This window comes from Rahnella sp. EDr1-12, from assembly GCF_049206505.1.
Classification (GTDB): domain Bacteria; phylum Pseudomonadota; class Gammaproteobacteria; order Enterobacterales; family Enterobacteriaceae; genus Rahnella; species Rahnella rivi.
In genome coordinates, this window is sequence record NZ_JBLZNY010000005.1 from 117,791 (window position 1) to 139,917 (window position 22,127).

Here is a 22,127-nt window from a genome sequence, read left to right on the forward strand (position 1 = left end):
ATGGAAAACCAATGCCTCTGAAGAACACTGGCGAGAAAAAAAAGGATCAGGCAACACATGAGTAAACGAATTTTATTGACCCTTCTGCTGGTCTTCGTGGCGGTTTCTTTAGCCGTGTTGTTCCGTGCGAACAATCAGGACTTATTGCTGCAAGGCGAAGTCGATGCGCCGGAAGTCATTGTCGCGTCCAAAGCCAAGGGCCGCGTGATTGAACGTCACGTTGAACGCGGTGACGATGTCAAAGCCGGTCAGCTACTGATCACCCTCGACAGCCCTGAAATGATGGCGCAGTTGCGCGCCGCCGAAGCTGCCCGCGATCAGGCAAAAGCCCAGCTCGATCTCTCTGTTAACGGCACCCGCGAAGAGAGCATCCGCAACCTGAAAGCCACGCTGGCCCAGTCTCAGGCGGAATATGTTAACGCCCGCGACCTCTATAACCGCAACGCCAAAGTGGCGGCGAAAGGGTTTATTTCAGCGTCTGATTTAGAAGATTCCCGCCGCGCCCGTGACAGCGCATACGCACAAGTTCTCGTCGCCAAAGCCAATCTTGATGAAGGTGTCAATGGCGACCGCGTGGAACAGCGCGAAAGCTATGCCGCGCAGCTGCGTCAGGCGGAAGAAGACTTACTGGAAATCAAAGCGCAAACCGATGACTTGCAGGTGAAAGCCCCGGTCGATGGTGAAGTGGGGCCGATCCCGGTGGAAGTCGGCGAACTGGAAAGTGCGAACAGCCCGTTGCTGACGTTAGTCCGTCTGCCTGACGCCTATTTCGTTTTTAACCTGCGAGAAGATATTCTGGCCGGCGTGCGCAAAGGCGACAAAGTACAAATGCGCGTGCCTGCGCTGAACAACCAGATGATCGAAGCCGAAGTGCGCTACATCGCACCGCTCGGTGATTACGCAACCAAACGCGCCACGCGTGCGACAGGTGATTTCGATCTTAAAACCTTTGAAGTGCGTCTTTACCCTGCGAAACCGGTGCCCGGATTGCGGCAGGGCATGAGTGCGCTGTGGCAGTGGAAGGCGAAGTGAAGCGGGTCAAAGCGCCGCGCAGTGAAAGAATAAAAGCCGGATGGCGCTGTTTTAGCCGGGCATTTAACCGTGAAGTCAGCCATGCATTCCGCAAGCCGGTGATCCACTGGCTATGCTGGATTTTCCCGTTGTTGCTGTTTGGCCTCATCAGCAGCAATTTCTCTGAAGGCACCCTGCTGAATTTACCGGTGTCGGTCATCGACAACGATCACAGCAGCCTGTCGAAGACCCTGACCCGCAAACTGGACGCCGGTTCCCATGCGCATGTTCAGGCCTTCAGTGGCGGATTGCAGGAAGCTGAGTATCGCCTGCGTACCGCGCAGGATTATGCGTTGCTGTATATTCCGGTTAATTTCGAAGCGGATGTGCTGGCCGGAAAACAGCCGAGTGCAGTTCTGTACTACAACGCTTTGTTCTACGGTGCCGGACTGTATTCCACGCAGGATTTCAGCGGGTTGATCACTGAACTCAATACCCGTTACCGTTCGATTATCGCGACTGAAATCGGCAAAACGTTGCCGTCGCTGGCGAGCGTGGATTTGTCCTACGGCAGCCTGTTCAACGCCAGCGGAAGCTACATTTATTACCAGCAGTTTGCTGCGACCATTCATCTGCTGCAACTGTTTACCGTCACCTGCATGATTTACGTCATGGCGCGCAGTCAGGCGTTGATCAGCACGCCGTCGTTTACGCTGGCACTGCTGGGCAAACTCGCGCCTTACACGCTGTGTTTCACCACGTTACTGATGGTCGAGATCGCCATGCTGGTCGGCTTTTTTGACGCGCGCGTCAGCGGTAACCCGTTATATATGCTGCTCATCGGTTTCTTTTATGTGATTGCCGCTCAAAGCCTCGGGCTGTTGCTGTTCACCTTTACCAAAACCACGATTACGGCCTACACCATGATGGGGATTTTCGTCAGTATCGCGCTGACCTTCTCCGGTATGGCGGTCCCGGTGCTGTCGATGCCCTTGCCTGCGCGGATTATTTCCGGCATCGAACCGCTGAGCTACGCCCTGGCCGCGATGTTTGACGTCTTCCTGCGTGAAGTGTCCGTGCGCGGTATTTTAATGGTCTGCGCCATCCTGCTGATCTATCCGCTGGTCACCAGCCTTCTGGTGCGTAAACGCTTATATCTGCGGCTGAAACAACAGGAGCCAGGAAAATGACCCGTCGCGAATGGTTCAGGACCTGGTGGGGGACTTTCAGCAAAGTGCTGACGGGCCTGCTTGATAAACCGATGTGGATGATGTTGCTGATTTCCTTGTGCGTGATGAGCATGGTCTACGCCAACCGCACAGTGTGGGACTTGCCGGTCGCCGTCGTCGATCAGGATCACAGTACCGCCAGCCGGATGCTGACCCGCCAGCTCGACGCGACCTCGAAAGTCGCCACGGTGCACTATGAAAATCTGGCGGAAGCCGAGCACGATCTTGCGCTGCGCAAACTGTTCGCCGTGATCATCATGCCGGTCGATCTGGAGAAGAAGATCCTCGCCGGTCAAAATATCGTTATTCCGGTGTACGGCGATGCCACCAACCGTCTGGCAAACGGGCAGATCCAGCAGGATGTGCTGGGGGCGTATCAGGCGATCCTCACCCAATACAACACTGATCTGTTGTTGAGCAACGGCTTCAGCGAGCGTCAGGCCAGCGTGGTGCTCTCGCCGATGGTGGGGCAGACGCTGGATCTGTTTAACCCCGGCATCAGCTTTGCGGCAATCATTTTCCCCGGCCTGCTGGTGATGTTGTTACAACACTCCCTGCTGATTGCCAGTGTGCGTGTGAGTATTGTGCTCAACAGCGCTCCCTCCGGAAAACCGACCATCCCGGCATTTCTCGGCGGGATTTCGGCGCTGATCCCGGTCTGGCTGTTTTTATCGATCGTGCTGTTTGTGCTTTGGCCGTGGATATTAGGCTACCGGCAAACGGCCAGCATTCCGGAGATTCTGCTGCTGACTTTCCCGTTCCTGTTGGCCGTTTTAGGGCTGGGCAAACTGGTTACGGAATGTCTGCGCAGCGTCGAGCTGATTTACCTGACGCTGGCTTTTCTGACCACGCCGGTGTTTTACATCTCCGGCACTATCTGGCCCTTACAGGCAATGCCGGCATGGGTTCGGGCAATCTCTTCTATGCTGCCTTCGACGTGGGCGACCAAAGCGATTGCCGGGGTGAATCAGATGGGGCTGCCGTTCAAAGACGTGGGCGGCGATATTCTGATGCTGCTGATCCTGTGCGCGTTTTACACCTTCACCGGTATTGCCGTGGGCATGCTGCGCGACGGTGTTCGCCTGCGGGCGATGTTCAGGCGAAAACATAAAAAAGCGTGATAAAAAAGGGATATCGCCGCAAAGCCATATCCCTTTTCATTTTCGCACGGGCTGAAATTACTGGCGCAGCTCCAGTCCGGCGACGCGCTGCCAGTAACCGTTACAGTCAGCCTTATCGGTCAGCGTCAGCGGCGCTAATCCGTGCTCATTACGGCGAAACGCCTCCAGCGTGGCAAGTGCTTCGCTGCTTTCCGGCGACAGCCTGACGATATCCACCAGCCCCTGCATCGAGGTCAGTTCATTACCGAGATTGTAACAATAGCCACTTTGCGTCTGAATACCGTTGAGCACGAACACCTGCTGATTTTCCTGTGACAGCACCTTGCGGCCCTGCGGATACTCGATGCAGCAGGTTTCACACTCATCCTTGGCTTTGTTCTCTGAACGCGCGGTAAAACAGCGTGCCGAATAAGCCAGCGGCAGATGCCCGTAAGACAGCACTTCCACTTCAAACTTATCGCGAATACCCAGATCCTGACACTGGTTCAGCAGGTTCGCCAGCCAGTCGCGGGAAAGCTCAACCGGCATACACCAGCGCACCATGCCTTGTTTTTGCAGGATTTTTAGCGTGACGGCGTTATAGCAGTTCAGCGCATGGCCAACCACAAACGGCAGATTGCGCTCAGCAGCCATATTCACTGCGCCAAAATCATTGGCTTCCAGCAGAAACTCGCCGTTCTCGACATAGCGTTTCAGTTCATTGAGTTCAGACGGTGCCTGCAACAACGCCAGCGTGGAGATCACCACCTGTTTGCCGGTCGCTGCCAGCTGGCGCGCGACCTCCAGCCAGTCGTTAACCTTCATTTCACGGCGTTTGGTACAGACATTTTCACCCAGATAAATGATGTCTGCGCTGCTTGCGGCGGCGGCCTGATAAAACTCTTCCACCTGCGCTTTCGGCCAGTAATAAAGGATGGCGCCTAAAGAATATTTCATCATTGTCTCTTCGGTTACTGCCATTTGCGGTGATAGGCACCGAGCGTCGTTTGTGTCCCTTCAGACATTGCGCCCAGCGTGCTCATCCAGGCGGCATCGGTTGTAAAGTGCGCCGGATCGGCCATGCAACGGTCTATCGCCGCACGCCAGACGCGGGCGACCTGGCTGACGTAGGCCGGGCTGCGCTGCCTGCCTTCAATTTTCACCGAGGCAATATTGGCGGCGAACAGCTCGGGCAGTAATTCCAGCGTATTCAGGCTGGTGGGCTCTTCCAGTGCATGATATTTCGCGCCATCCACCAGATAACGGCCTTTGCACAGCGTCGGATAACCGGCGTTTTCGCCTTCCTCGTAACGATCTATCAGCACATCGTTCAGGCGTGATTCCATGCCCTGCGCGGTTTGCTGCCAGCGCACGAACCGCGCCGGAGAACAGGCTCCGACGGTATTGGGTGATTCACCGGTCAGGTAGGAAGACAGATAGCAGCGGCCTTCGGCCATAATGCACAGGCTGCCGAAGGCGAACACTTCCAGCGGCACCACCGATGTACGCGAGAGCTGGCGCACCTGATGCATGGAAAGTACGCGCGGTAACACCACGCGGGCGACGTCGAAGTTACGTTTATAGAAACGGATCGCTTCATCGTTGGTGGCCGAAGCCTGCACCGAAACATGGCGCTCGACGTGAGGATATTTATTGGCCGCGTAATCCAGCATGGCGATATCGGCGAGGATCAGCGCATCTGCGCCGAGTTGCGCGGCCATATCCACGGCGCGTTCCCAGCGCTGATACCCGTCCGGATGTGCAAACGTATTGATGGCGATATGCAGTTTACGTTGGCGGCTGTGCACGTAACTGACCGCTTCCTGGAGTTTTTTATCTGTGAAATTCAGACCCGCAAAATGGCGCGCGTTGGTGTCGTCTTTCAGGCCGATATAAACCGCATCGGCCCCGTTATCGATCGCCGCTTTCAGCGCAGGTAAATTCCCTGCCGGACAAAGTAGCTCCATGATCATTCCTTGCTGCAACCGGACAGCGTAGCTGAAGGGTTGATAGTGATGAGAAGCGATATGCCGACGTAATTCATTCATCAGCGAGGGCTTCGGTTGGCGAACTATTTTAGAGAAGCTATAGATGCAATATTTTGATTTGAGGCAGTTTCTGCGGTATTGAGCGGTGAGTTAGGGCCGGGGAGGTTGTACGTGAGGTTTTTCTGTAGCAGTATTTATTGATGCAGGCCGCTGAATGAGTCTGGCGATGTGGCAAAATAGACTGACGTGTTGCCCAAAAAGTTACCGAAAGGAGTAGTGCGAGTGTTGCAAAAACTACGTGCACGTATAGTTCGTCAGGGGCCATCCCTGTTAAGTGTGCCTTTAAAATTCACCCCTTTCGCCGTGTCGCGTCAGGTTTTGCAGCAGGTGTTGAGCTGGCAGTTACGTCAGGCACTGGCCGACGGCGAACTGGATTTTCTGGAAAGTCGCTGGTTAAAAATTGAGGTTTCCGATCTCAACCTGAGCTGGCAGATGTCCGTCAGCGAAGGCAAACTGATCATCCGCGAACAAGGCGAAGCCGACGTCAGTTTCAGCGGTCAAGCCAACGATCTGATCCTGATCGCGGCGCGTAAGGAAGATCCGGATACGCTGTTCTTCCAGCGTCGTCTGCGCATTGAAGGTGACACTGAACTCGGTCTGAACGTGAAGAATCTGATGGATTCTATCGACCTTGATACGATGCCTGCACTGCTGAAAAACGGTCTGCTGCGTCTGGCCGACTTTGTTGAAGCAGGTCTGCAAGAGGGCCGTGAGCCACAAGCTCCGGTAGCTGAACCATGTTAATTCGAACTGAAATTCCTGTAGATGCGGCGGGCATAGACCGCCTGTTGCGCTCTGCGTTTCCGACCGGTGCCGAAGCCGATTTAGTCCAGGAACTGCGCGAAGACGGCCTGCTGACGCTGGGCGTTGTGGCAACGGATGATGAAGGTGGTGTGGTGGGTTACGTTGCGTTTTGCCCGGTCGATATTCAGGGTGAAGATCGTAACTGGGTGGGGCTGGCTCCGCTGGCGGTAGAAGCCTCACTGCGCAAGCAGGGGCTGGGGCAAAAACTGGTGTACGAAGGGTTAGATTCCCTCAACGAGTTTGGCTATGCCGCTGTGGTGGTATTAGGTGAACCGGCATATTACCGCCGTTTTGGCTTCAAACCCGCCGCGCCACACGACCTGCATTGCCGCTGGCCGGGCACGCAGGATGCTTTCCAGTTGTTTACCCTGTCAGACGATGCGCTCACTCATGCCAGCGGAGAAGTGGTTTTCCCGGCGGCATTTAACCGTTTCTGATTTCCCAGCGGGCCTGTCATCAGGCCCGTCAGCACTCTTCCTGAACACCGCTCTCCGGCAAGCCAAAATACCTTTCCAGACACGGCGGCGCATTTTTTACCAGTAACTCCTTTTGCGCCTTGCTGAGCTTCTTCACTCTGATTTCCAGCTTCGATGCCAGCGAACGGTTGCCCGCAGGGCAATGGAACGCCAGCCGTAACTCGCCTTTTCCCCGCAGCGCTTTCGCCCCTTTTCCGGACTGATGCTCCGCCAGACGCCGCGTCACGTCGGTGGTGATCCCGGTGTACAGCACGCCGGTCGGGGTTCTCAACATATACAAATACCAGTTTGGTGGGGCTGACATAGGCTCATGGCGTTTAATAAAGTTTGCGTAAGTTTACCCGAAGCGCACAAAGGAGTGACGTAAAACCTGTTGGCAGCGCGTTACACTGTGCGCAAAGAATGGAAAGGGCACCGTTGATGAATAATCCCGACGATCTGAAACACATCCTGAAGTTTCTCAATAAAAACCACGTTCTGGCGCTGTGCGCCGCCGCTGATGGCGACATGTGGAGCGCCAACTGTTTTTACGTCACCGATTCAGAAAGCCTGTCGCTCTATTTCATGACTGAAATGAAAACGCTGCATGGCACGCTGATGGCGAAATCGCCGCAGGTGGTCGGCACCATCGCGCCGCATCCGAAAACCATCGCCCTGATCCAGGGGATTCAGTTTCGCGCAGAGGCCACGCTGCTCAGTGGTGAAGAAGAGGGGCGCGCGCGCCATCTTTATTGCACGCATTTTCCCGTGGCCGTGGCGATGAAAGCGCCGGTGTGGCGGCTTAAACTCAATTACATCAAGATGACTGACAACACGCTCGGCTTTGGGAAAAAGCTGCTGTGGGATCGGGGGATGTCTGACATTCATCCGTAACAGGATATGTCTTATAGCGCTGCTTTAGCGATCAGGTAACACTGAAAAATCTGCTGATAAAAGCTATCTGAAACGCCGATGTTTAAAAGGAAGTGATATGGCAAAAGTTCTTCTTCTTGGTGGGAGTGGTCTGGTGGGGCGAGAGCTTCTGCGCCTGCTCCAGCTGGATCCGCGCGTCAGCCGCATTGTTGCGCCGAGCCGCCGTCCTTTGCCGCCGGGCAGTAAAGTGGTCAATCCGCTGGGAGCCAATCTGACCTCACTGGTGGTCGCGCTGGATGAGCCCATCGATTTGCTGTTCTGTTGTCTGGGCACCACCCGCAAACAGGCTGGCAGTGCGGCGGCCTTCCGGGCCGTCGATTACGACCTGGTTGTCGACAGCGCCAAAGCCGCCCGGGAACTGGGCGCACGCCATTGTCTTACCGTCAGTGCCCACGGTGCCGATGCGCGTTCGCGTTTTTTATATAACCGGACCAAAGGCGAAATGGAACAGGCGCTGATGCAACAGGGATGGCCGCTGCTGACGCTGGTCAGACCGTCTTTGCTGGTGGGAAAACGCCATCCGCCGCGCCTGCTGGAACAACTTAGTGCGCCATTGTTTAAATTATTGCCGGGAAAACTGAAAGCCATTGATGCCGATATCGTGGCCAGAGCGTTGCAGGAGCAGGCATTCAATGCCGGGCTAGGCGGAATAACGGTGCTGGAATCCGATCAGATTGCCGCCAGTATTGAAGATCTTTAATCCGCGTGATCCGCTCAGGCGGATCCTTGTGATAAGGTATCAGGCAAAAAACGTGAATTTTCTGCCTGTCTGACCTGGCGCTTCCTCCCGGTCGATCTTTACAGATATTTTTCCGCAAATACCGCCAGATCCCTGAAGTCCGGCATCCTTTCTTTCAGCGTTTCATGATCCCAGTTCCACCACTGACTTTTTTCGATCCTGTCGATCATCTTATCGTCAAAGCGCATGCCAATCTTCTTCGCCGGGACGCCCGCGACGATGGAATAAGGCTCGACGTCTTTGGTGACCACTGCCGACGTGCCGATCACCGCGCCATTGCCGACGTTCACGCCCGGCATCAGCACCGCGTTATGGCCGATCCACACATCATTGCCCACGGTGACGTGATGCTCACGCCGCCAGTCGAAAAAGGCCTGATCGTCTTCACCCAGCCCATACACCGAACTGCGGTAGGTGAAATGGTGCTGCGCCACACGCTGGTAGGTCGGATGATTGCCGGGATTGATCCGCACATAAGTGGCGATCGACACAAACTTGCCGATCGTCGCGTAGAAGATCTGGTTATTTCCGGCAGTGTAAGAGTAATCGCCGATCTGCGTTTCTTCGATGATCGCGTTATCCGCGATGTGCACATAGTGCCCGAGCTGCGATCCGTTGAGCTCAACCTGCTGACCAATTTGAGGCCGGGAAAAATCGTGTTCATCAGCCAGCGAAAAGGGAGAAATGATGTCTGTCATAGGATCCTTCATCGTAACGTCACGGGATAAGCCGGGGCACTGACCGGCAGCGAAAGCACCGCCAGCAGATGCTGTAATGTTTCCTGTAATGCGCCGTCATTATTCAGCAGATGGCATTCGGCGGGCAGCGCGCTGGCATACTCTCTGGCGCGCTGAAGCCGACAGGCAATCTGCGCCGCATCTTCGCGTCCGCGTTCCGTAAGACGTGCGGCCAGCACTTCGTCTGAAACCTGCAAACACACCGGCAGCAGCCGCTTGCCATAACGCTGACGGGCGATGTCCAGATGCGCGCGTGAGCCGTTGACCACCACATGACAGCCCAGTTGCATCCAGCTGTCGATTTCAATGCCCACGCCATAGCGGCACTGGTGTGCATGCCATTCAAGGGCAAATAAACCGAGCTGGCGGCGCTGAATAAACTCGGTTTCACTCAGCGCAATGTGGTTCTCGGCGCCCGCATCGGCAGGGCGCGTAATGTAGCGGTGCGCCACGGCGACATCAGTGGGTAAATGCTGGCGCAACGCGTCCAGAAGACTGTCTTTGCCTGAACCCGACGCGCCCATCAGATAAAGTAAACGACTCATCCTTTCTCCCCTCAGAACACCTGAATGCCCTGACGCCAGACGTTTTGAACGTAGTGATGTTCGCCGTGCGCACGTGCCAGCACCAGGTCCGCGCGTTTGCCCTCGGCAATTTCCCCGCGATCCTGCAAGCCCAGCGCATTAGCCGGATTACGCGTCACCAGCTTCACCGCCTGCGGCAGGCTGAAGGCATTATTTTCATCCGTCGCGATGCGGAAGACCGCGTCGAGCAGGCTGGCGGGATAGTAGTCGGAGGAGAGAATATCCAGCAGGCCGAGCGAGGCCAGCTGGTGCGCCGCGACGTTGCCGGAATGCGAGCCGCCACGCACGATATTGGGTGCCCCCATCAGCACCTGCAACCCGTTAGCATGAGAAGCCCGCGCCGCTTCTTCGGTGGTCGGAAATTCAGCGATCACGCTGCCGAGCGCCAGCGATTCTTCGACATGTGCGGCGGTGGCATCATCGTGGCTGGCCAGTGAAATCCTGCGCTCACGGCAGTGTGCAGCAATGGCTTCACGGTTTGGCTGTGCCCAGCGGCGCGACAGGGCGATTTGCTCTTCCTGATAGTCGTCCATCTGCTCATCGTTAAGGTTGTATTTGCCCTGATAATATTCGCGATATTTCTGCGGCGTGGCGAACTGGCGCTGGCCTGGCGAGTGGTCCATCAGCGATACCAGCGACAGCACTGACGTGTCCATCAGCTTCTCGAACAGCGGCAACGTGGTTTCATGCGGCAGTTCGCAGCGCAGATGCAGACGGTGTTCGGCGCGGTTCAGCCCGGCGTTCTGGCTGTTCACAATCGCGTCGATCATCTTTTGCAGATTCTCCAGACGATGCCCGCCGTCGCGCACATCCCCGACCGCCACGGCATCCAGCACCGTGGTGATACCGCTGGCGACCATCAGCGCATCGTGGCTGCTCATTGCGGAATGTGCCGGCCAGTCAACTTTCGGGCGCGGCGTGAAAAATTTGTCCAGATTATCGGTGTGCAGCTCGATAAAACCGGGCATCAGCCAGCCGCCCTGCGCATCCAGCGCCTGTGGTAACTGACTGCGGGTGTCAGCGAAGGCGCTGATCACGCCGTTTTGCATCTCAAGGGATCCTTCAACAACCTGATCGTCGAGCACCAGTCTGACGTTATTAATGATCATGCGGACATCTCCGGAGCCGTTTCCGGGCTCATTTCATATAAACGATCGGCAACGCGTTCGCGTACATCCGCATCATGGAAAATCCCGACCACCGCCGCGCCGCGCGCTTTGGCCTGTTCAATCAGCGTGACGACCGCCGCGCGGTTGGTGGCGTCCAGCGAAGCCGTCGGCTCGTCGAGCAACAGCACCGGATAATCGACCACAAAACCGCGGGCGATGTTCACGCGCTGTTGTTCGCCGCCGGAAAACGTCGAAGGCGCGAGGTGCCACAGGCGTTCCGGCACGTTCAGATGGCGCAGTAAGGCGCTGGCGCGGACTTCGCTTTGGGCTTTATCCACGCCCAGTTCCAGCAGCGGTTGCATCACCAGGTTCAGCGCGCTGATACGTGGGATAACCCGCAGAAACTGGCTGACCCAGCCGACCGTATGGCGGCGAACCGCCAGGATCTGCCGCGCTTCGGCGCTGACCATGTCAATCTGCTGGCCCTGATGTTCCACCCAGATTTTGCCGCTGTCCGGCAGATAGTTGCCGTATAAAGAGCGCAGAAGGGTAGATTTCCCGCTGCCGGAATGGCCGTGCAGCACCACGCATTCCCCGGCATTTACTGTCAGGCTGGCGTTGCTGAATACCGGCAATCTGGCGCTGTTCTGGTTATGCAGAACAAACGTTTTACTGAGATTTTCGACCCTGAGCTTCGTCGTCATTTTGGTCACTCTTTCTCTTAAATAAGGTTCAGGACAGCACGGAAGAAACGAGCAGCTGTGTATAAGGATGATGCGGATCGTCGAGCACGCGGTCGGTTAATCCACTTTCCACCACCTGACCCTGCTTCATCACCAGCAGACGGTGCGCCAGCAGGCGGGCGACGCCCAGATCGTGGGTGACAATCACCACCGCCAGCTGCATTTCCACCACCAGCGTGCGCAGCAGATCCAGCAGACGCGCCTGCACGGACACGTCGAGTCCGCCGGTTGGTTCATCCATAAACACCAGACGCGGATGCGTCACCAGATTGCGGGCGATTTGCAGACGTTGCTGCATGCCGCCGGAAAACGTGGTTGGGAGGTCATCAATGCGCGACACCGGAATTTCGACATCCTCCAGCCACTGACCGGCTTTCTTGCGGATATCGCCGTAATGACGTTCGCCCACGGCCATCAGACGTTCGCCGATGTTGCCCCCGGCAGACACCTGACGGCGTAAACCGTCCATCGGATGCTGATGCACCACGCCCCAGTCGGTGCGCAGCAAACGGCGGCGGTCGCTTTCGGCCATGTCATACAACGACTGTGCGGCAACCTGGCCGTTGTTGTAGATGACCTGTCCTTGCTGTGGCGCGAGGCGGGCAGAAATCGACTGCAACAGCGTGGTTTTACCCGAGCCGGATTCACCGACAATGCCCAGCACTTCGCCCGGATACAGATTGAACGACACATCGCTGAAGCCTTTGCCCGGCGCATAAAGGTGGGTCAGGTTATTCACCGACAACAGGGGTTCGGCGGCGAGATTTAAGGGAGTGGTCATCAGCGGTTACCCTCGTTGGAAGCCTGTTGCTCAACCTGCTGAGCACAAAAATCGGTATCGGAGCACACGAACATGCGGTTGCCCTGATCGTCGAGCACCACTTCATCGAGATAACTGTGGCGCGAGCCGCAGAGGGCGCAGGGTTCATCCCATTGCTGGACGGTGAACGGATGATCGTCGAAATCCAGACTTTCCACTTTGGTGAACGGTGGCAGGGCGTAAATGCGTTTTTCACGGCCGGCACCGAACAGTTGCAAAGCGGGCATCATGTTCATTTTCGGGTTATCGAATTTTGGGATCGGCGACGGATCCATCACGTAGCGGTCATTCACTTTTACCGGATAGGCGTAGGTGGTGGCGATATGGCCGAAGCGCGCGATGTCCTCGTAAAGTTTCACCTGCATCACGCCGTACTCTTCCAGCGCGTGCATTTTTCGGGTTTCCGTTTCACGCGGTTCGATAAAGCGCAGCGGCTCCGGGATCGGCACCTGAAAAATCAGGATCTGATCTTCCTGCAACGGCGTCTCCGGGATGCGGTGACGGGTCTGGATCAGGCTGGCTTCCACGGTTTTCTCGGTGGTTTTCACCCCCGCGACACTCTGGAAGAATTTGCGGATTGACACGGCATTGGTGGTGTCGTCGGCGCCCTGGTCGATCACTTTCAGCACATCGTTTTCACCGATCACGCTGGCGGTCAGCTGGATCCCGCCGGTGCCCCAGCCGTAAGGCATCGGCATTTCGCGTCCGGCGAACGGTACCTGATAACCGGGGATCGCCACGGCTTTGAGGATCCCACGGCGGATCATGCGTTTGGTCTGTTCATCGAGATAACCGTGGTTGTAGCCGGACAGTGTGCGGACGGTATTATTGTTCATTGGCAGGATCCTGTTCTTTCGCGGCGCGCAGGCGTTTTAGCAACTCCAGTTCGGCCTGGAAATCGACGTAATGCGGCAGTTTGAGGTGCGAAACAAAACCGGCGGCTTCGACGTTATCGGCGTGCGACAACACGAATTCTTCGTCTTGCGCCGGGCTGCTGATCTGCTCGTTGTATTCACGGGTTTGCAGTGCGCGATCCACCAGCGACATCGACATCGCCTTGCGCTCGGCACGGCCAAACACCAGCCCGTATCCACGGGTAAAGTGCGGCGGTTTGTCTTCCGGGGCGACAAAACCGTTCACCATCTCGCATTCGGTCAGCAGGATTTCGCCGATATCAATGGCAAAACCCAGCTCCTCCGGCACAATGTCGACGGTTAGCCAGCCGGTGCGGATTTCTCCGGCAAACGGATGCGTGCGACCGTAACCGCGCTGGGTGGAATAGCTCAGCGACAGCAGAAAACCTTCGTCGCCGCGCACCAGCTGTTGCAGACGCGCCGCGCGGGACGCCGGAAATACCGGCGGCGTGCGGGTGATATCTTCCGGCTCACTTCCGTCGTCTTCTTCACGAACGGCCAGCTGTTGCTGTGTCAGCAGATCAAATACGTGCCCGCAGTCTTCCGGCTGCGGTTCATCGGCAATCGGGGTAAACGGCGCTTCGCCTTCGGCCAGCAGGGCAAAATCCAGCAGACGGTGGGTGTAATCGTAGGTCGGCCCGAGCACCTGGCCGCCTGGCAAATCTTTGTAGATGGCGGAAATGCGGCGTTCAAGGCGCATCGCCTGAGTGTTCAGCGGCTCGCTGGTCGCCAGACGCGGCAACGTGGTGCGGTAAGCGCGCAGCAGGAAAATCGCTTCTACCAGATCACCGCCGGACTGTTTGATCGCCAGCGCCGCCAGCTCGCGGTCGTAGATCCCGCCTTCGCTCATCACACGGTCAACCGCCAGCCCCAGCTGTTGTTCAATCTGATCACAGCCCAGTTCATTCACATCGGCGTTGCCACGGCGTTCGTGCGCCAGCAACTGATGGGCGGCGGCAATCGCCTTCTCACCCCCTTTAACGGCGACGTACATCAGCACACCTCCACGCGCGTAGTGCGCGGTATGGCAATCAATTCTTCGCCGCAGGTGAACATAAAGTCCAGGCCCAGCGGGAAGCGGTGAGGGCGGTTGAGCAGATAATCGCGAACGGAATCGGGCAACTGCGGCGTGATCATCCGGCTGCTTTCGATGCCCGGCCCGCTCAGACGCAGCGGCGTGCCGCCGGTGAGACTTTCCAGCTGAACAATCACGCTGGTCGCCAGCTCCGGTGACATTTCATCCCCGCACGGGAAAGCCAGCAGGGTGGCGCTGTCGAGCGCCGGATCGGCCAGCGCAAAACTGACGGCAGAGGCATCGTCGGTCAGCACGGCACCGGTATGAAAACGCAGGTTTTTACGCAGGATTTCATCGTTGAGCGACGCGCTCAGCCACAGCGGCGTGTCTTTATCGATAAGCGTCAGCAGCACGCAGGCGCTGGCAGAGCCCAGCGCGCCAAAACCGAGCATGGCGGGCAACTGCACGCTGACGCCGGGCTCGCTTAACGCCTTGAGAATACGACGAAAGCTGTACTGCGCATCGGCAACGGGATGTTGAAAACTGGCAACAAGTGACATGAATTATTCTCCGCGAACCAGGGTAAAGAAATCGACGCGGCTGGAAGCCACTTCACGGGCGCGTTGCTGATGGCGCTCCTGTTGCAGTGCAGCCAGCGGTGCAATCACACGTTTATGCAGCAGTTCGTCCATGCCCTGCATTTGCAGTAAGGCGTCGATGACCGCGCACAGTTCGGCGTGCGGTTTATTGCGCCCGCTGACGTAGCTGTAGCCATAGACGCCGCCATCTAACTGAATGACTGCGCGGGTGATGGTCATGTCGCCCATCACGAAACGTTTTCCGGTGCCGCCCATGCGGCCCTGAAGCTGCGTCAGACCAGTTTCGGCAGCGCGGATGCGTTCAAACTGTGGTGATAAATTTAACGTTTGCCAGTGCGCGAGCAGTTCGTCGGGGCGGCTGTGAGCCAGCACCGACATCCAGCGCTGGCGGGTTTGCAGGTGATCCATTCAGTGCTCCATGGTCAGTTCGATCATGTCGGCGCGCGTCAGGCTGACGGAGTATTCCGCCACCATGTCGCTGCCTTCACGAATGTTCAGGGTACGCACACACAGCAGCGGTGCCTGCGGTACGATTTCGAGTAATTTGCTCTCTTTCGCCAGCGCGCGGCGGGCATTGATACGGGTGGTGCGGCGGCTGAGTTTTTGCTTAATTTCTTCGCGGATAAAATCGTGCAGCGAGCCGCTGTGGAAGTTTTGCAGCGCAGGCCACCAGTCGAGATCCGGCAGGTAGTGGTCAATCACGCAGACCGGCACACCGTTAACGCGGCGCAGTGTGCGCAAATGAATAATCGTGTCGCCTTCCTGGCGGGACAGCGCCGCCGCGACGTGATCGGTCGCCGGACGCAGCACCGCCAGCAGACGTTCGCTGGTCGGGTGACTGCCCTGATCCAGCAGGTTCTGGCTGAACCGCGCCTGCGAGTGCAGCGGATAATCGTAAGGCCGCATCAGCACCAGCGTGCCAATGCCCTGACGGCGTTGCAGCCAGCCGCGATCCACCAGCTCATCCACCGCACGACGCAGCGTGTGGCGGTTCACCTGAAAACGTTCGGCAAGCTGTTGTTCCGGCGGCAGATAATCACCGCAGCGGTAACCGTTACGCAGTTCCTGTTCCAGTTCGGCAGCGATTTGCTGATACACCGTGGTGTGACTGGTCGGATGTCTAGATAAGTTCATCACAATGAATACCTCGCACGGGATAAACGGGCTATGGCAGGGGAAGTATGAAAGCGGTCTGAAAGGGTCATGATGCAAACCTCAGTGTGGCGTTGGCATCATGTTGGCGGAGCTTAATGACAGTTGGGTGAAGGTCTGATTGCAGGGAAATGAAGAGTTGGAAGGCATCGCGCAGGAATGAAAGAGAGTGATTTACCCCGGATACGCAGGCAATTACATTTCTCCCGCGCCATTGGCGGGAAGCAGCGTAGGGTGATTTCCCCTTCGGTTATATAAAATTTTGTATATTTCATCCGGGAAGGTAAGATGAAAAGGATTTTCTTTGTCGACAGCAGTTTGGCGGATTTACAGCGTTTTCCCTTACAGGCTCGTCGGGAAGCAGGACACCAGTTATATCGGGTGCAACATGGCGAGATGCCTTTTGACTGGAAACCCATGCCAAATGTGGGGATGGGTGTCCGCGAAATACGGATTAAAGACGCGGAGGGTATTTACCGGATTTTATATATCGCCAAATTCAAAGAAGCCGTTTATGTGCTTCACTGCTTTCAGAAAAAATCTCAGGCCACGAGTCATCATGATCTTGAGTTGGCTAAAAAACGCTATAAATCAGAAGTAAGCCGGAGGAAGAATGATTCAGAGTTTTGATAATGTCTGGGATGCCATCGAAGATACGCCGCAGCAAGCCGAGAATATGAAAATACGCTCCAGATTAATGATGGTTCTCACTGCACACATCGAGAAAAACAAAATGACCCAGGCCCAGGCTGCGCAGTTTTTTGGGGTAACTCAGCCACGGATATCGGATCTGATGCGCGGTAAAATCTCGGTATTCAGTATTGATATGCTGGTGAACATGCTGGCGAGTGCCGAGTTGCACATCACCCATATTGAAATCGGTGGGCAAGCCGTGGCGTGAAAACGAAGAGTTGGAAGGTGCCTCGCAGGAATTAACAGTGGTGATTTACGGGATTAACCGTACAAATTACACTCTGATTGTCGGGTCGGTTTTCAATCACTATTTACATAAGGACTGTGTATGTCTGAAGTACTAAGTACGGAATTCAATGAGTTATCTGTTCCTCTACAGCCTGAAACGCCTGCGGAAAAATGGCGGCGTGAAAACCAAAAAGGAATTGAGGCGATAAATAAATACGCTGAAGAATATGGTTCGTTTTCTGACTATCAGCGTGCATTTTGATGAATCAATACGCTGTTTATGAAAACAGAGGTAGTGGAAAGGTTGCTTATCCATTTTTGCTGAATATTCATCATTCGTCTGCCAGCGGATTCGGCAATACGGTAATGGTTCCTCTGGTTCCCCTGGCAAGATTGATCGACTTCCCGCCTAAGAAGCTTTGCCCGCTGCTAAAGATTGAGCATCATCATTATGTGGCAATGACGCATATGCTGGGTGGCGTTAAGTCACGAGAAATTGGCGATCAGGTCAGGCAGCTCGATGGCGAAATCTATGAAGTGAAAAATGCTTTTGATTTTTTACTGAATGGAATTTGAATCAGAGGAGAGGGGAATGATTTCCCCTCTGAATGGAATCTAACGTAAGTAATGGATCACCTGATTGCCGCTGCCGCGCCAGATAAGTGACGGGTCTTTCAGTTCCTGCACGAATTTCCCGTCGACCAGCACGTTGATTAATGCCGTCACTTCCTGCTGTTCAGCGCTCAGTTCATCCAGCGTGTAACCGGTCCACATCCACACATCTTTACCCGGACATTCTGCCTGCACGCGCAACAACAACTGGTGCACGGCGGAAAGATTCTGCGGATGCAGCGGGTCTCCGCCGGAGAGCGTCAGCCCCTGACGTGGAATGACGGTATTTTGCAGGTCGGCGATGATGCGGTCTTCGTCTTCCTGCGTAAAGGGTTTGCCGGAGTCCAGCCGCCAGGTGCTTTTGTTATAGCACCCGCGGCATTCGTGGACGCAGCCGGAAACGAACAGCACGCAGCGCGTTCCCGGCCCGTTGACGACGTCTATCGGGTAATACTGATGGAATCTCAACGCATTAACCCAGCTGGCCGTTACCCAGATGTTTAATCCGGCGCTTCACTTCTTCCTGCTTACCGGCGTTAAACGGACGGGCGTCCGGGCTGCCGAGATAACCGCACACGCGGCGGGTGACTGACACGCGGGAAGGTTCGTGATTGCCGCATTTCGGGCAGGTGAAGCCTTTGCTGGTGCACTCAAATTCGCCGGTGTAGCCACAGTCGTAGCACTCATCGATGGGCGTGTTGGTGCCGTAATACGGCACGCGGGTGTAGCTGTAATCCCACACGTCTTCCAGCGCTTTCAGGTTGTGCTGCAGGTTCGGGTATTCGCCATAGCAGATGAAACCACCGTTGCTCAGTGGCGGATACGGCGCTTCGAAGTCGAGTTTTTCGTACGGATTCACTTTCTTCTCGACGTCCAGATGGAAGCTGTTGGTGTAATACCCTTTATCAGTGACCCCGGCCACCAGCCCGAACTCGGCTGCATCCAGACGGCAGAAGCGGTCGCACAGGTTTTCGCTCGGCGTGCTGTACAGGCTGAAACCGTAGCCGGTTTCATCTTTCCAGCTCTCGGTGGCGGCTTTCAGTCGGGCAACAATCGCCTCGGCTTTTTCGCGCAACTGGCTGGCGTCGAAGACATGAGTCTCGTCACCGAACAGCGCGTTGATGGTTTCATGCACGCCGATGTAACCCAGTGAAATCGATGCGCGGCCATTTTTGAAGATACCTGAGATATCGTCGTCGGCTTTCAGACGCACGCCGCACGCCCCTTCCATGTACAGGATCGGCGCCACGCGGGCTTTGATGCCTTCGAGGCGGGCGATGCGCGTCATCAGCGCTTTTTTCGCCAGCAGCAGGCGCTCGTCGAGCAGCGCCCAGAACGCGGCTTCGTCGCGTTTCGCTTCCAGCGCGATGCGCGGCAGGTTCAGGCTAATTACGCCGATATTGTTGCGGCCTTCGTGGATCATCTCGCCATTTTCTTCATAAACGCCCAGGAAACTGCGGCAGCCCATCGGCGTTTTGAAGGATCCGGTGACTTTCACCACCTGATCGTAATTGAGGATATCCGGATACATGCGCTTGCTGGCGCATTCCAGCGCCAGTTGCTTGATGTCGTAATTGGCGTCACCGGCTTTATGATTCAGGCCATCGCGGATGGCAAAGACCAGTTTCGGGAACACGGCGGTTTTGCGGTTTTTGCCAAGCCCCGCAATGCGGTTACGCAAAATGGATTGCTGGATCAGGCGGGATTCCCACGTCGTACCCAGCCCGAAACCGAAGGTAACAAAAGGCGTCTGACCGTTAGCGGTGTGCAGTGTGTTGACTTCATATTCCAGCGACTGGAAGGCGTCATAACACTCTTTCTCGGTGCGGTTGTGGGCAAAGGCTTCGACATCGGCAATCTGCCACTCTTCGGCGGTCTGGCGATGTTTGTTGAAGCTGGCGGTGACGAACGGTGCCAGCACTTCATCAATACGGTTAATGGTGGTGCCGCCGTAAATATGGCTGGCGACCTGCGCGATAATTTGTGCGGTCACGGCGGTAGCGGTAGAAATTGACTTCGGCGTGTCAATTTCGGCATTGCCCATTTTGAAACCGTGATTCAGCATGCCTTTCAGGTCTATCAGCATGCAGTTAAACATCGGGAAGAACGGCGAGTAATCGAGGTCATGATAGTGGATTTCGCCGCGCTCGTGCGCCAGCACCACTTCACGCGGTAAAATATGTTGTTTGGCGTAATGCTTCGCCACAATACCGGCCAGCAGATCGCGCTGGGTCGGGATGACTTTGCTGTCTTTGTTGGCGTTCTCGTTGAGCAGCGCCATATTACTTTGCTCAACCAGACCGCGGATTTCCTGGTTCAGGCGCCCGCGCATTTCACGTTTCACGTCGCGGTCGTGGCGGTATTCAATGTAGGCACGCGCCAGTTTTTTGTACGGCCCCGCCATCAGCTGGTTTTCAACCGCATCCTGAATTTCGTGGATATCGACGCGTGCCTGGTCTTGCAGATTTTCGGCAACAACGCGGGCGACCTGTTCGCAATAGCCAATGCTGTCGATACCGGCAGCCGCCGCCGCGCGTTGCACCGCTTGTTTGATCAGAACTTCATCGAAAGGGACCTGACAACCATCCCGCTTAATCACGATGGGTTGCATTTTCTTCGTATTAGCGGGAACGGATTCCAGTCTGTCTGCCTTCACAATGACACTCCTTTTTTGCGCACCCCGCGCCCCACAAGGCCTGAAGGCCTGTTGTGCGGGTTTTACAGGTAAACGCTATATATTGGGTTGGGTGTGTACTATACACACTAGATGTAGGATTCGCGCGAGCGTTAATTCTCGTTTTATTGACCTGAAACAAAGAATTTTTTCAGCGGAAGAATTGATGACCAAATGTAAATTCTGGCCTCATTTTTGCCTGTTGTTTTTTAAGGAGATGCATAAAAAACAAACGGGTCAGCCACGAGTGTGACTGACCCGACAGAACAGAAAATTCAGACTATATGGCGAGTTGCCAGAGGCATTCATAAGGACGAAGGATGCCGGAAGTGGCGGAGGTGTCGTAATTACTCAGCAGCGTTTCGCCGGTGCATTCCGTGAGATCCAGCGCCTGATCCTGTGCGCTCAGGTTGGCCACCACGCGCAGGGTTTTACCGCCTGCGGTACGCGTATAACACCAGAGTTGCGGATGCTCCGGCAGCAAGTCCTGATAATCGCCGTCCGTCAGCACCGGCAAGGTTTTGCGCAGGCCGATCAGTTGCTGATAGAGATAAAACACCGAGTTTTTATCCGCCAGCGCCTGTTCGGTATTAATTTCCTGCGCGTTGTGGCTGACGGAAATCCACGGCGTGCCGGTGGTGAAGCCTGCCTGTTCTCCGGCGTTCCACTGCATCGGCGTGCGGCTGTTATCCCGTGATTTCTTCGCCAGAATGCGCAGCAGTTCTTCGTTGCTGCGCCCGTCAGACTTCAGCTCGGCAAACATATTCAGGCTTTCCACATCGCGGTATTGCTCGAGATGTTTAAAGCCCGGATTGGTCATGCCGATTTCTTCGCCCTGATAAATGTAAGGCGTGCCCTGCAAACCGTGCAGCACCATCGCCAGCATTTTGGCGGACGTCGTGCGCAGTGCGCCTTCATCGCCAAAGCGCGACACGATGCGCGGCTGATCGTGGTTACACCAGAACAGCGCATTCCAGGCGTGGCCGTGCATTCCCTGCTGCCATTCGCGGAAAATCTGCTTGAGCTGGATGAAATCCGGCGGCGCGTCGGTCCACTTCTCGCCGTTCGGGTAATCGACTTTCAGGTGATGGAAATTAAAGGTCATCGACAGTTCACTGCCGTCGTTGGCGGCGTAACGGCGGCAATGTTCGAGCTGAGTGGAAGACATTTCGCCGACCGTCATCAGCCCGAGCGGTGTGAACACGTCGCGGCTGAATTCCTGCAGGAACTCATGAATGCGCGGTCCGTCGGTGTAAAAACGGCGGCCATCACCTGCGTCGTCAGCGGGGAAATCCTGCTGTTTGGAGACCAGATTAATCACGTCCAGCCGCAGTCCGTCGACGCCTTTATCCGCCCAGAAATGACAAACTTTTTTCAGTGCCTCGCGCACCGGCGGGTATTCCCAGTTGAGATCGGCCTGTTCGGTCGCGAACAGGTGCAGATAATACTGGCCGCTGTTTTCATGCCACTGCCAGGCGCCGCCACCGAATTTGGAGCGCCAGTTGTTCGGCGGCCCGCCTTCGGCAGCGCCATCACGCCAGACATAGAACGGGCGGAAGGTGCTGCCCGGATCCTGCGACTGGCGGAACCATTCGTGGTGGGTCGAGGTGTGGTTAAACACCATGTCCATCACGATGCGCATTCCGCGCTGATGTGCCTCTGCGGTCAGCCGCTCGAAATCTTCCAGCGTGCCGTAAGCCGGGTCAATCGCGCAGTAATCGGCCACGTCGTAGCCATTATCAATTTGCGGCGAGAGGTACATCGGCGTCAGCCACAGGGCATCAACGCCCAGCGTTTTCAGGTAATCCAGACGCCGGGTGATACCGTTGATATCACCGGTGCCGCTGCCCGTGGTGTCCTGAAAACTCTTTGGATAAATCTGGTAAATCACGCCGTTTTTCCACCACGGCAATTCGCTATTCATTCCA

Annotated in this window: 27 protein-coding genes; 11 read left to right on the plus strand and 16 right to left on the minus strand. The window is 56.0% G+C overall.

All coding sequences use genetic code 11. From position 1 onward, the window contains the following. Positions 1-57 precede the first annotated feature (57 nt). From ACO0U8_RS19005 to ACO0U8_RS19015, 3 genes are read left to right on the plus strand one after another with little or no spacing between them, the layout of a single operon-like run. Positions 58-1,032, plus strand: a complete 975-nt coding sequence (locus ACO0U8_RS19005) for an HlyD family secretion protein (RefSeq protein WP_056782426.1) — start codon at positions 58-60, stop codon at positions 1,030-1,032. Further along, positions 1,029-2,201, plus strand: coding sequence for an ABC transporter permease (locus ACO0U8_RS19010; RefSeq protein WP_056782521.1), 1,173 nt, complete (start codon positions 1,029-1,031; stop codon positions 2,199-2,201). Before ACO0U8_RS19005 ends, ACO0U8_RS19010 begins: the two co-directional genes overlap by 4 nt. Further along, the gene (locus ACO0U8_RS19015; protein ID WP_421671419.1) at positions 2,198-3,361 is read left to right on the plus strand and encodes an ABC transporter permease; all 1,164 of its coding nucleotides are present in this window, start codon (positions 2,198-2,200) and stop codon (positions 3,359-3,361) included. Before ACO0U8_RS19010 ends, ACO0U8_RS19015 begins: the two co-directional genes overlap by 4 nt. 57 nt (positions 3,362-3,418) lie before the next feature. On the opposite strand, the gene ACO0U8_RS19020 is transcribed toward ACO0U8_RS19015, so the two are convergent. Further along, positions 3,419-4,297 (minus strand): U32 family peptidase, encoded by an 879-nt coding sequence (locus tag ACO0U8_RS19020; protein WP_056782520.1) that lies wholly within the window; start codon positions 4,295-4,297, stop codon positions 3,419-3,421. 14 nt (positions 4,298-4,311) lie between these two features. After that, positions 4,312-5,307 carry a ubiquinone anaerobic biosynthesis protein UbiU gene (gene ubiU, locus ACO0U8_RS19025; protein ID WP_056782424.1) on the minus strand — a complete coding sequence of 332 codons (996 nt, stop codon included), beginning with the start codon at positions 5,305-5,307 and terminating at the stop codon, positions 4,312-4,314. A 303-nt stretch (positions 5,308-5,610) separates the two neighbouring features. Between ubiU and ubiT the strand changes: the two genes are divergently transcribed. Further along, on the plus strand, positions 5,611-6,132 hold the full coding sequence (gene ubiT / locus ACO0U8_RS19030; protein ID WP_136375208.1) for a ubiquinone anaerobic biosynthesis accessory factor UbiT: 522 nt from the start codon (positions 5,611-5,613) through the stop codon (positions 6,130-6,132). After that, complete coding sequence (locus ACO0U8_RS19035; protein ID WP_056782422.1) at positions 6,126-6,629, plus strand: GNAT family N-acetyltransferase; 504 nt, start codon at positions 6,126-6,128, stop codon at positions 6,627-6,629. Before ubiT ends, ACO0U8_RS19035 begins: the two co-directional genes overlap by 7 nt. Before the next feature lie 28 nt (positions 6,630-6,657). On the opposite strand, the gene ACO0U8_RS19040 is transcribed toward ACO0U8_RS19035, so the two are convergent. After that, positions 6,658-6,972 (minus strand): GIY-YIG nuclease family protein, encoded by a 315-nt coding sequence (locus tag ACO0U8_RS19040; RefSeq protein WP_122096269.1) that lies wholly within the window; start codon positions 6,970-6,972, stop codon positions 6,658-6,660. Positions 6,973-7,088: 116 nt separating this feature from the next. Between ACO0U8_RS19040 and ACO0U8_RS19045 the strand changes: the two genes are divergently transcribed. Continuing rightward, on the plus strand, positions 7,089-7,541 hold the full coding sequence (locus ACO0U8_RS19045; RefSeq protein ID WP_183850040.1) for a YhbP family protein: 453 nt from the start codon (positions 7,089-7,091) through the stop codon (positions 7,539-7,541). A 97-nt stretch (positions 7,542-7,638) separates the two neighbouring features. Continuing rightward, the gene (locus ACO0U8_RS19050; protein ID WP_056782419.1) at positions 7,639-8,280 is read left to right on the plus strand and encodes a hypothetical protein; all 642 of its coding nucleotides are present in this window, start codon (positions 7,639-7,641) and stop codon (positions 8,278-8,280) included. Between the two features lie 98 nt (positions 8,281-8,378). Here ACO0U8_RS19050 and ACO0U8_RS19055 read toward each other — a convergent pair whose 3' ends face one another. From ACO0U8_RS19055 to phnF, 10 genes are read right to left on the minus strand one after another with little or no spacing between them, the layout of a single operon-like run. After that, positions 8,379-9,017, minus strand: coding sequence for an acetyltransferase (locus ACO0U8_RS19055; protein WP_056782418.1), 639 nt, complete (start codon positions 9,015-9,017; stop codon positions 8,379-8,381). Positions 9,018-9,025: 8 nt separating this feature from the next. Then, positions 9,026-9,601, minus strand: a complete 576-nt coding sequence (gene phnN / locus ACO0U8_RS19060) for a ribose 1,5-bisphosphokinase (protein ID WP_390973339.1) — start codon at positions 9,599-9,601, stop codon at positions 9,026-9,028. An 11-nt stretch (positions 9,602-9,612) separates the two neighbouring features. Further along, positions 9,613-10,749 carry an alpha-D-ribose 1-methylphosphonate 5-triphosphate diphosphatase gene (gene phnM / locus ACO0U8_RS19065; protein WP_056782416.1) on the minus strand — a complete coding sequence of 379 codons (1,137 nt, stop codon included), beginning with the start codon at positions 10,747-10,749 and terminating at the stop codon, positions 9,613-9,615. Next, positions 10,746-11,453: a phosphonate C-P lyase system protein PhnL gene (gene phnL, locus ACO0U8_RS19070; RefSeq protein WP_421671420.1), complete on the minus strand. Its 708-nt coding sequence runs from the start codon at positions 11,451-11,453 to the stop codon at positions 10,746-10,748. Before phnL ends, phnM begins: the two co-directional genes overlap by 4 nt. A gap of 28 nt (positions 11,454-11,481) precedes the next feature. Beyond that, positions 11,482-12,273 carry a phosphonate C-P lyase system protein PhnK gene (phnK, locus tag ACO0U8_RS19075; RefSeq protein ID WP_056782414.1) on the minus strand — a complete coding sequence of 264 codons (792 nt, stop codon included), beginning with the start codon at positions 12,271-12,273 and terminating at the stop codon, positions 11,482-11,484. Next, positions 12,273-13,148, minus strand: a complete 876-nt coding sequence (locus ACO0U8_RS19080; protein WP_421671421.1) for an alpha-D-ribose 1-methylphosphonate 5-phosphate C-P-lyase PhnJ — start codon at positions 13,146-13,148, stop codon at positions 12,273-12,275. The genes phnK and ACO0U8_RS19080 overlap by 1 nt, the downstream gene beginning before the upstream one ends. Next, on the minus strand, positions 13,138-14,220 hold the full coding sequence (locus ACO0U8_RS19085) for a carbon-phosphorus lyase complex subunit PhnI (RefSeq protein ID WP_056782412.1): 1,083 nt from the start codon (positions 14,218-14,220) through the stop codon (positions 13,138-13,140). The genes ACO0U8_RS19080 and ACO0U8_RS19085 overlap by 11 nt, the downstream gene beginning before the upstream one ends. Next, positions 14,220-14,801, minus strand: a complete 582-nt coding sequence (gene phnH, locus ACO0U8_RS19090; protein WP_421671422.1) for a phosphonate C-P lyase system protein PhnH — start codon at positions 14,799-14,801, stop codon at positions 14,220-14,222. Before phnH ends, ACO0U8_RS19085 begins: the two co-directional genes overlap by 1 nt. A gap of 3 nt (positions 14,802-14,804) precedes the next feature. Next, complete coding sequence (phnG, locus tag ACO0U8_RS19095; RefSeq protein ID WP_421671423.1) at positions 14,805-15,248, minus strand: phosphonate C-P lyase system protein PhnG; 444 nt, start codon at positions 15,246-15,248, stop codon at positions 14,805-14,807. After that, on the minus strand, positions 15,249-15,974 hold the full coding sequence (gene phnF, locus ACO0U8_RS19100; protein WP_056782409.1) for a phosphonate metabolism transcriptional regulator PhnF: 726 nt from the start codon (positions 15,972-15,974) through the stop codon (positions 15,249-15,251). It lies immediately after the preceding gene. 306 nt (positions 15,975-16,280) lie between these two features. Here phnF and ACO0U8_RS19105 point away from each other — a divergent pair, with 306 nt between their 5' ends. From ACO0U8_RS19105 to ACO0U8_RS19120, 4 genes are all read left to right on the plus strand, one after another. Continuing rightward, positions 16,281-16,622 carry a type II toxin-antitoxin system RelE/ParE family toxin gene (locus ACO0U8_RS19105; protein ID WP_421671424.1) on the plus strand — a complete coding sequence of 114 codons (342 nt, stop codon included), beginning with the start codon at positions 16,281-16,283 and terminating at the stop codon, positions 16,620-16,622. Further along, the gene (locus ACO0U8_RS19110) at positions 16,606-16,893 is read left to right on the plus strand and encodes a helix-turn-helix domain-containing protein (protein ID WP_056782407.1); all 288 of its coding nucleotides are present in this window, start codon (positions 16,606-16,608) and stop codon (positions 16,891-16,893) included. The genes ACO0U8_RS19105 and ACO0U8_RS19110 overlap by 17 nt, the downstream gene beginning before the upstream one ends. 120 nt (positions 16,894-17,013) lie before the next feature. Continuing rightward, on the plus strand, positions 17,014-17,175 hold the full coding sequence (locus tag ACO0U8_RS19115) for a type II toxin-antitoxin system CcdA family antitoxin (RefSeq protein WP_183850055.1): 162 nt from the start codon (positions 17,014-17,016) through the stop codon (positions 17,173-17,175). Beyond that, the gene (locus tag ACO0U8_RS19120) at positions 17,175-17,489 is read left to right on the plus strand and encodes a CcdB family protein (RefSeq protein ID WP_183850057.1); all 315 of its coding nucleotides are present in this window, start codon (positions 17,175-17,177) and stop codon (positions 17,487-17,489) included. Before ACO0U8_RS19115 ends, ACO0U8_RS19120 begins: the two co-directional genes overlap by 1 nt. 39 nt (positions 17,490-17,528) lie before the next feature. On the opposite strand, the gene nrdG is transcribed toward ACO0U8_RS19120, so the two are convergent. From nrdG to treC, 3 genes are all read right to left on the minus strand, one after another. Beyond that, positions 17,529-17,993, minus strand: coding sequence for an anaerobic ribonucleoside-triphosphate reductase-activating protein (gene nrdG / locus ACO0U8_RS19125; RefSeq protein ID WP_421671425.1), 465 nt, complete (start codon positions 17,991-17,993; stop codon positions 17,529-17,531). Between the two features lie 4 nt (positions 17,994-17,997). After that, the gene (gene nrdD, locus ACO0U8_RS19130; RefSeq protein ID WP_183850151.1) at positions 17,998-20,136 is read right to left on the minus strand and encodes an anaerobic ribonucleoside-triphosphate reductase; all 2,139 of its coding nucleotides are present in this window, start codon (positions 20,134-20,136) and stop codon (positions 17,998-18,000) included. A 343-nt stretch (positions 20,137-20,479) separates the two neighbouring features. After that, on the minus strand, positions 20,480-22,123 hold the full coding sequence (gene treC / locus ACO0U8_RS19135) for an alpha,alpha-phosphotrehalase (RefSeq protein ID WP_421671426.1): 1,644 nt from the start codon (positions 22,121-22,123) through the stop codon (positions 20,480-20,482). Positions 22,124-22,127 lie beyond the last annotated feature (4 nt).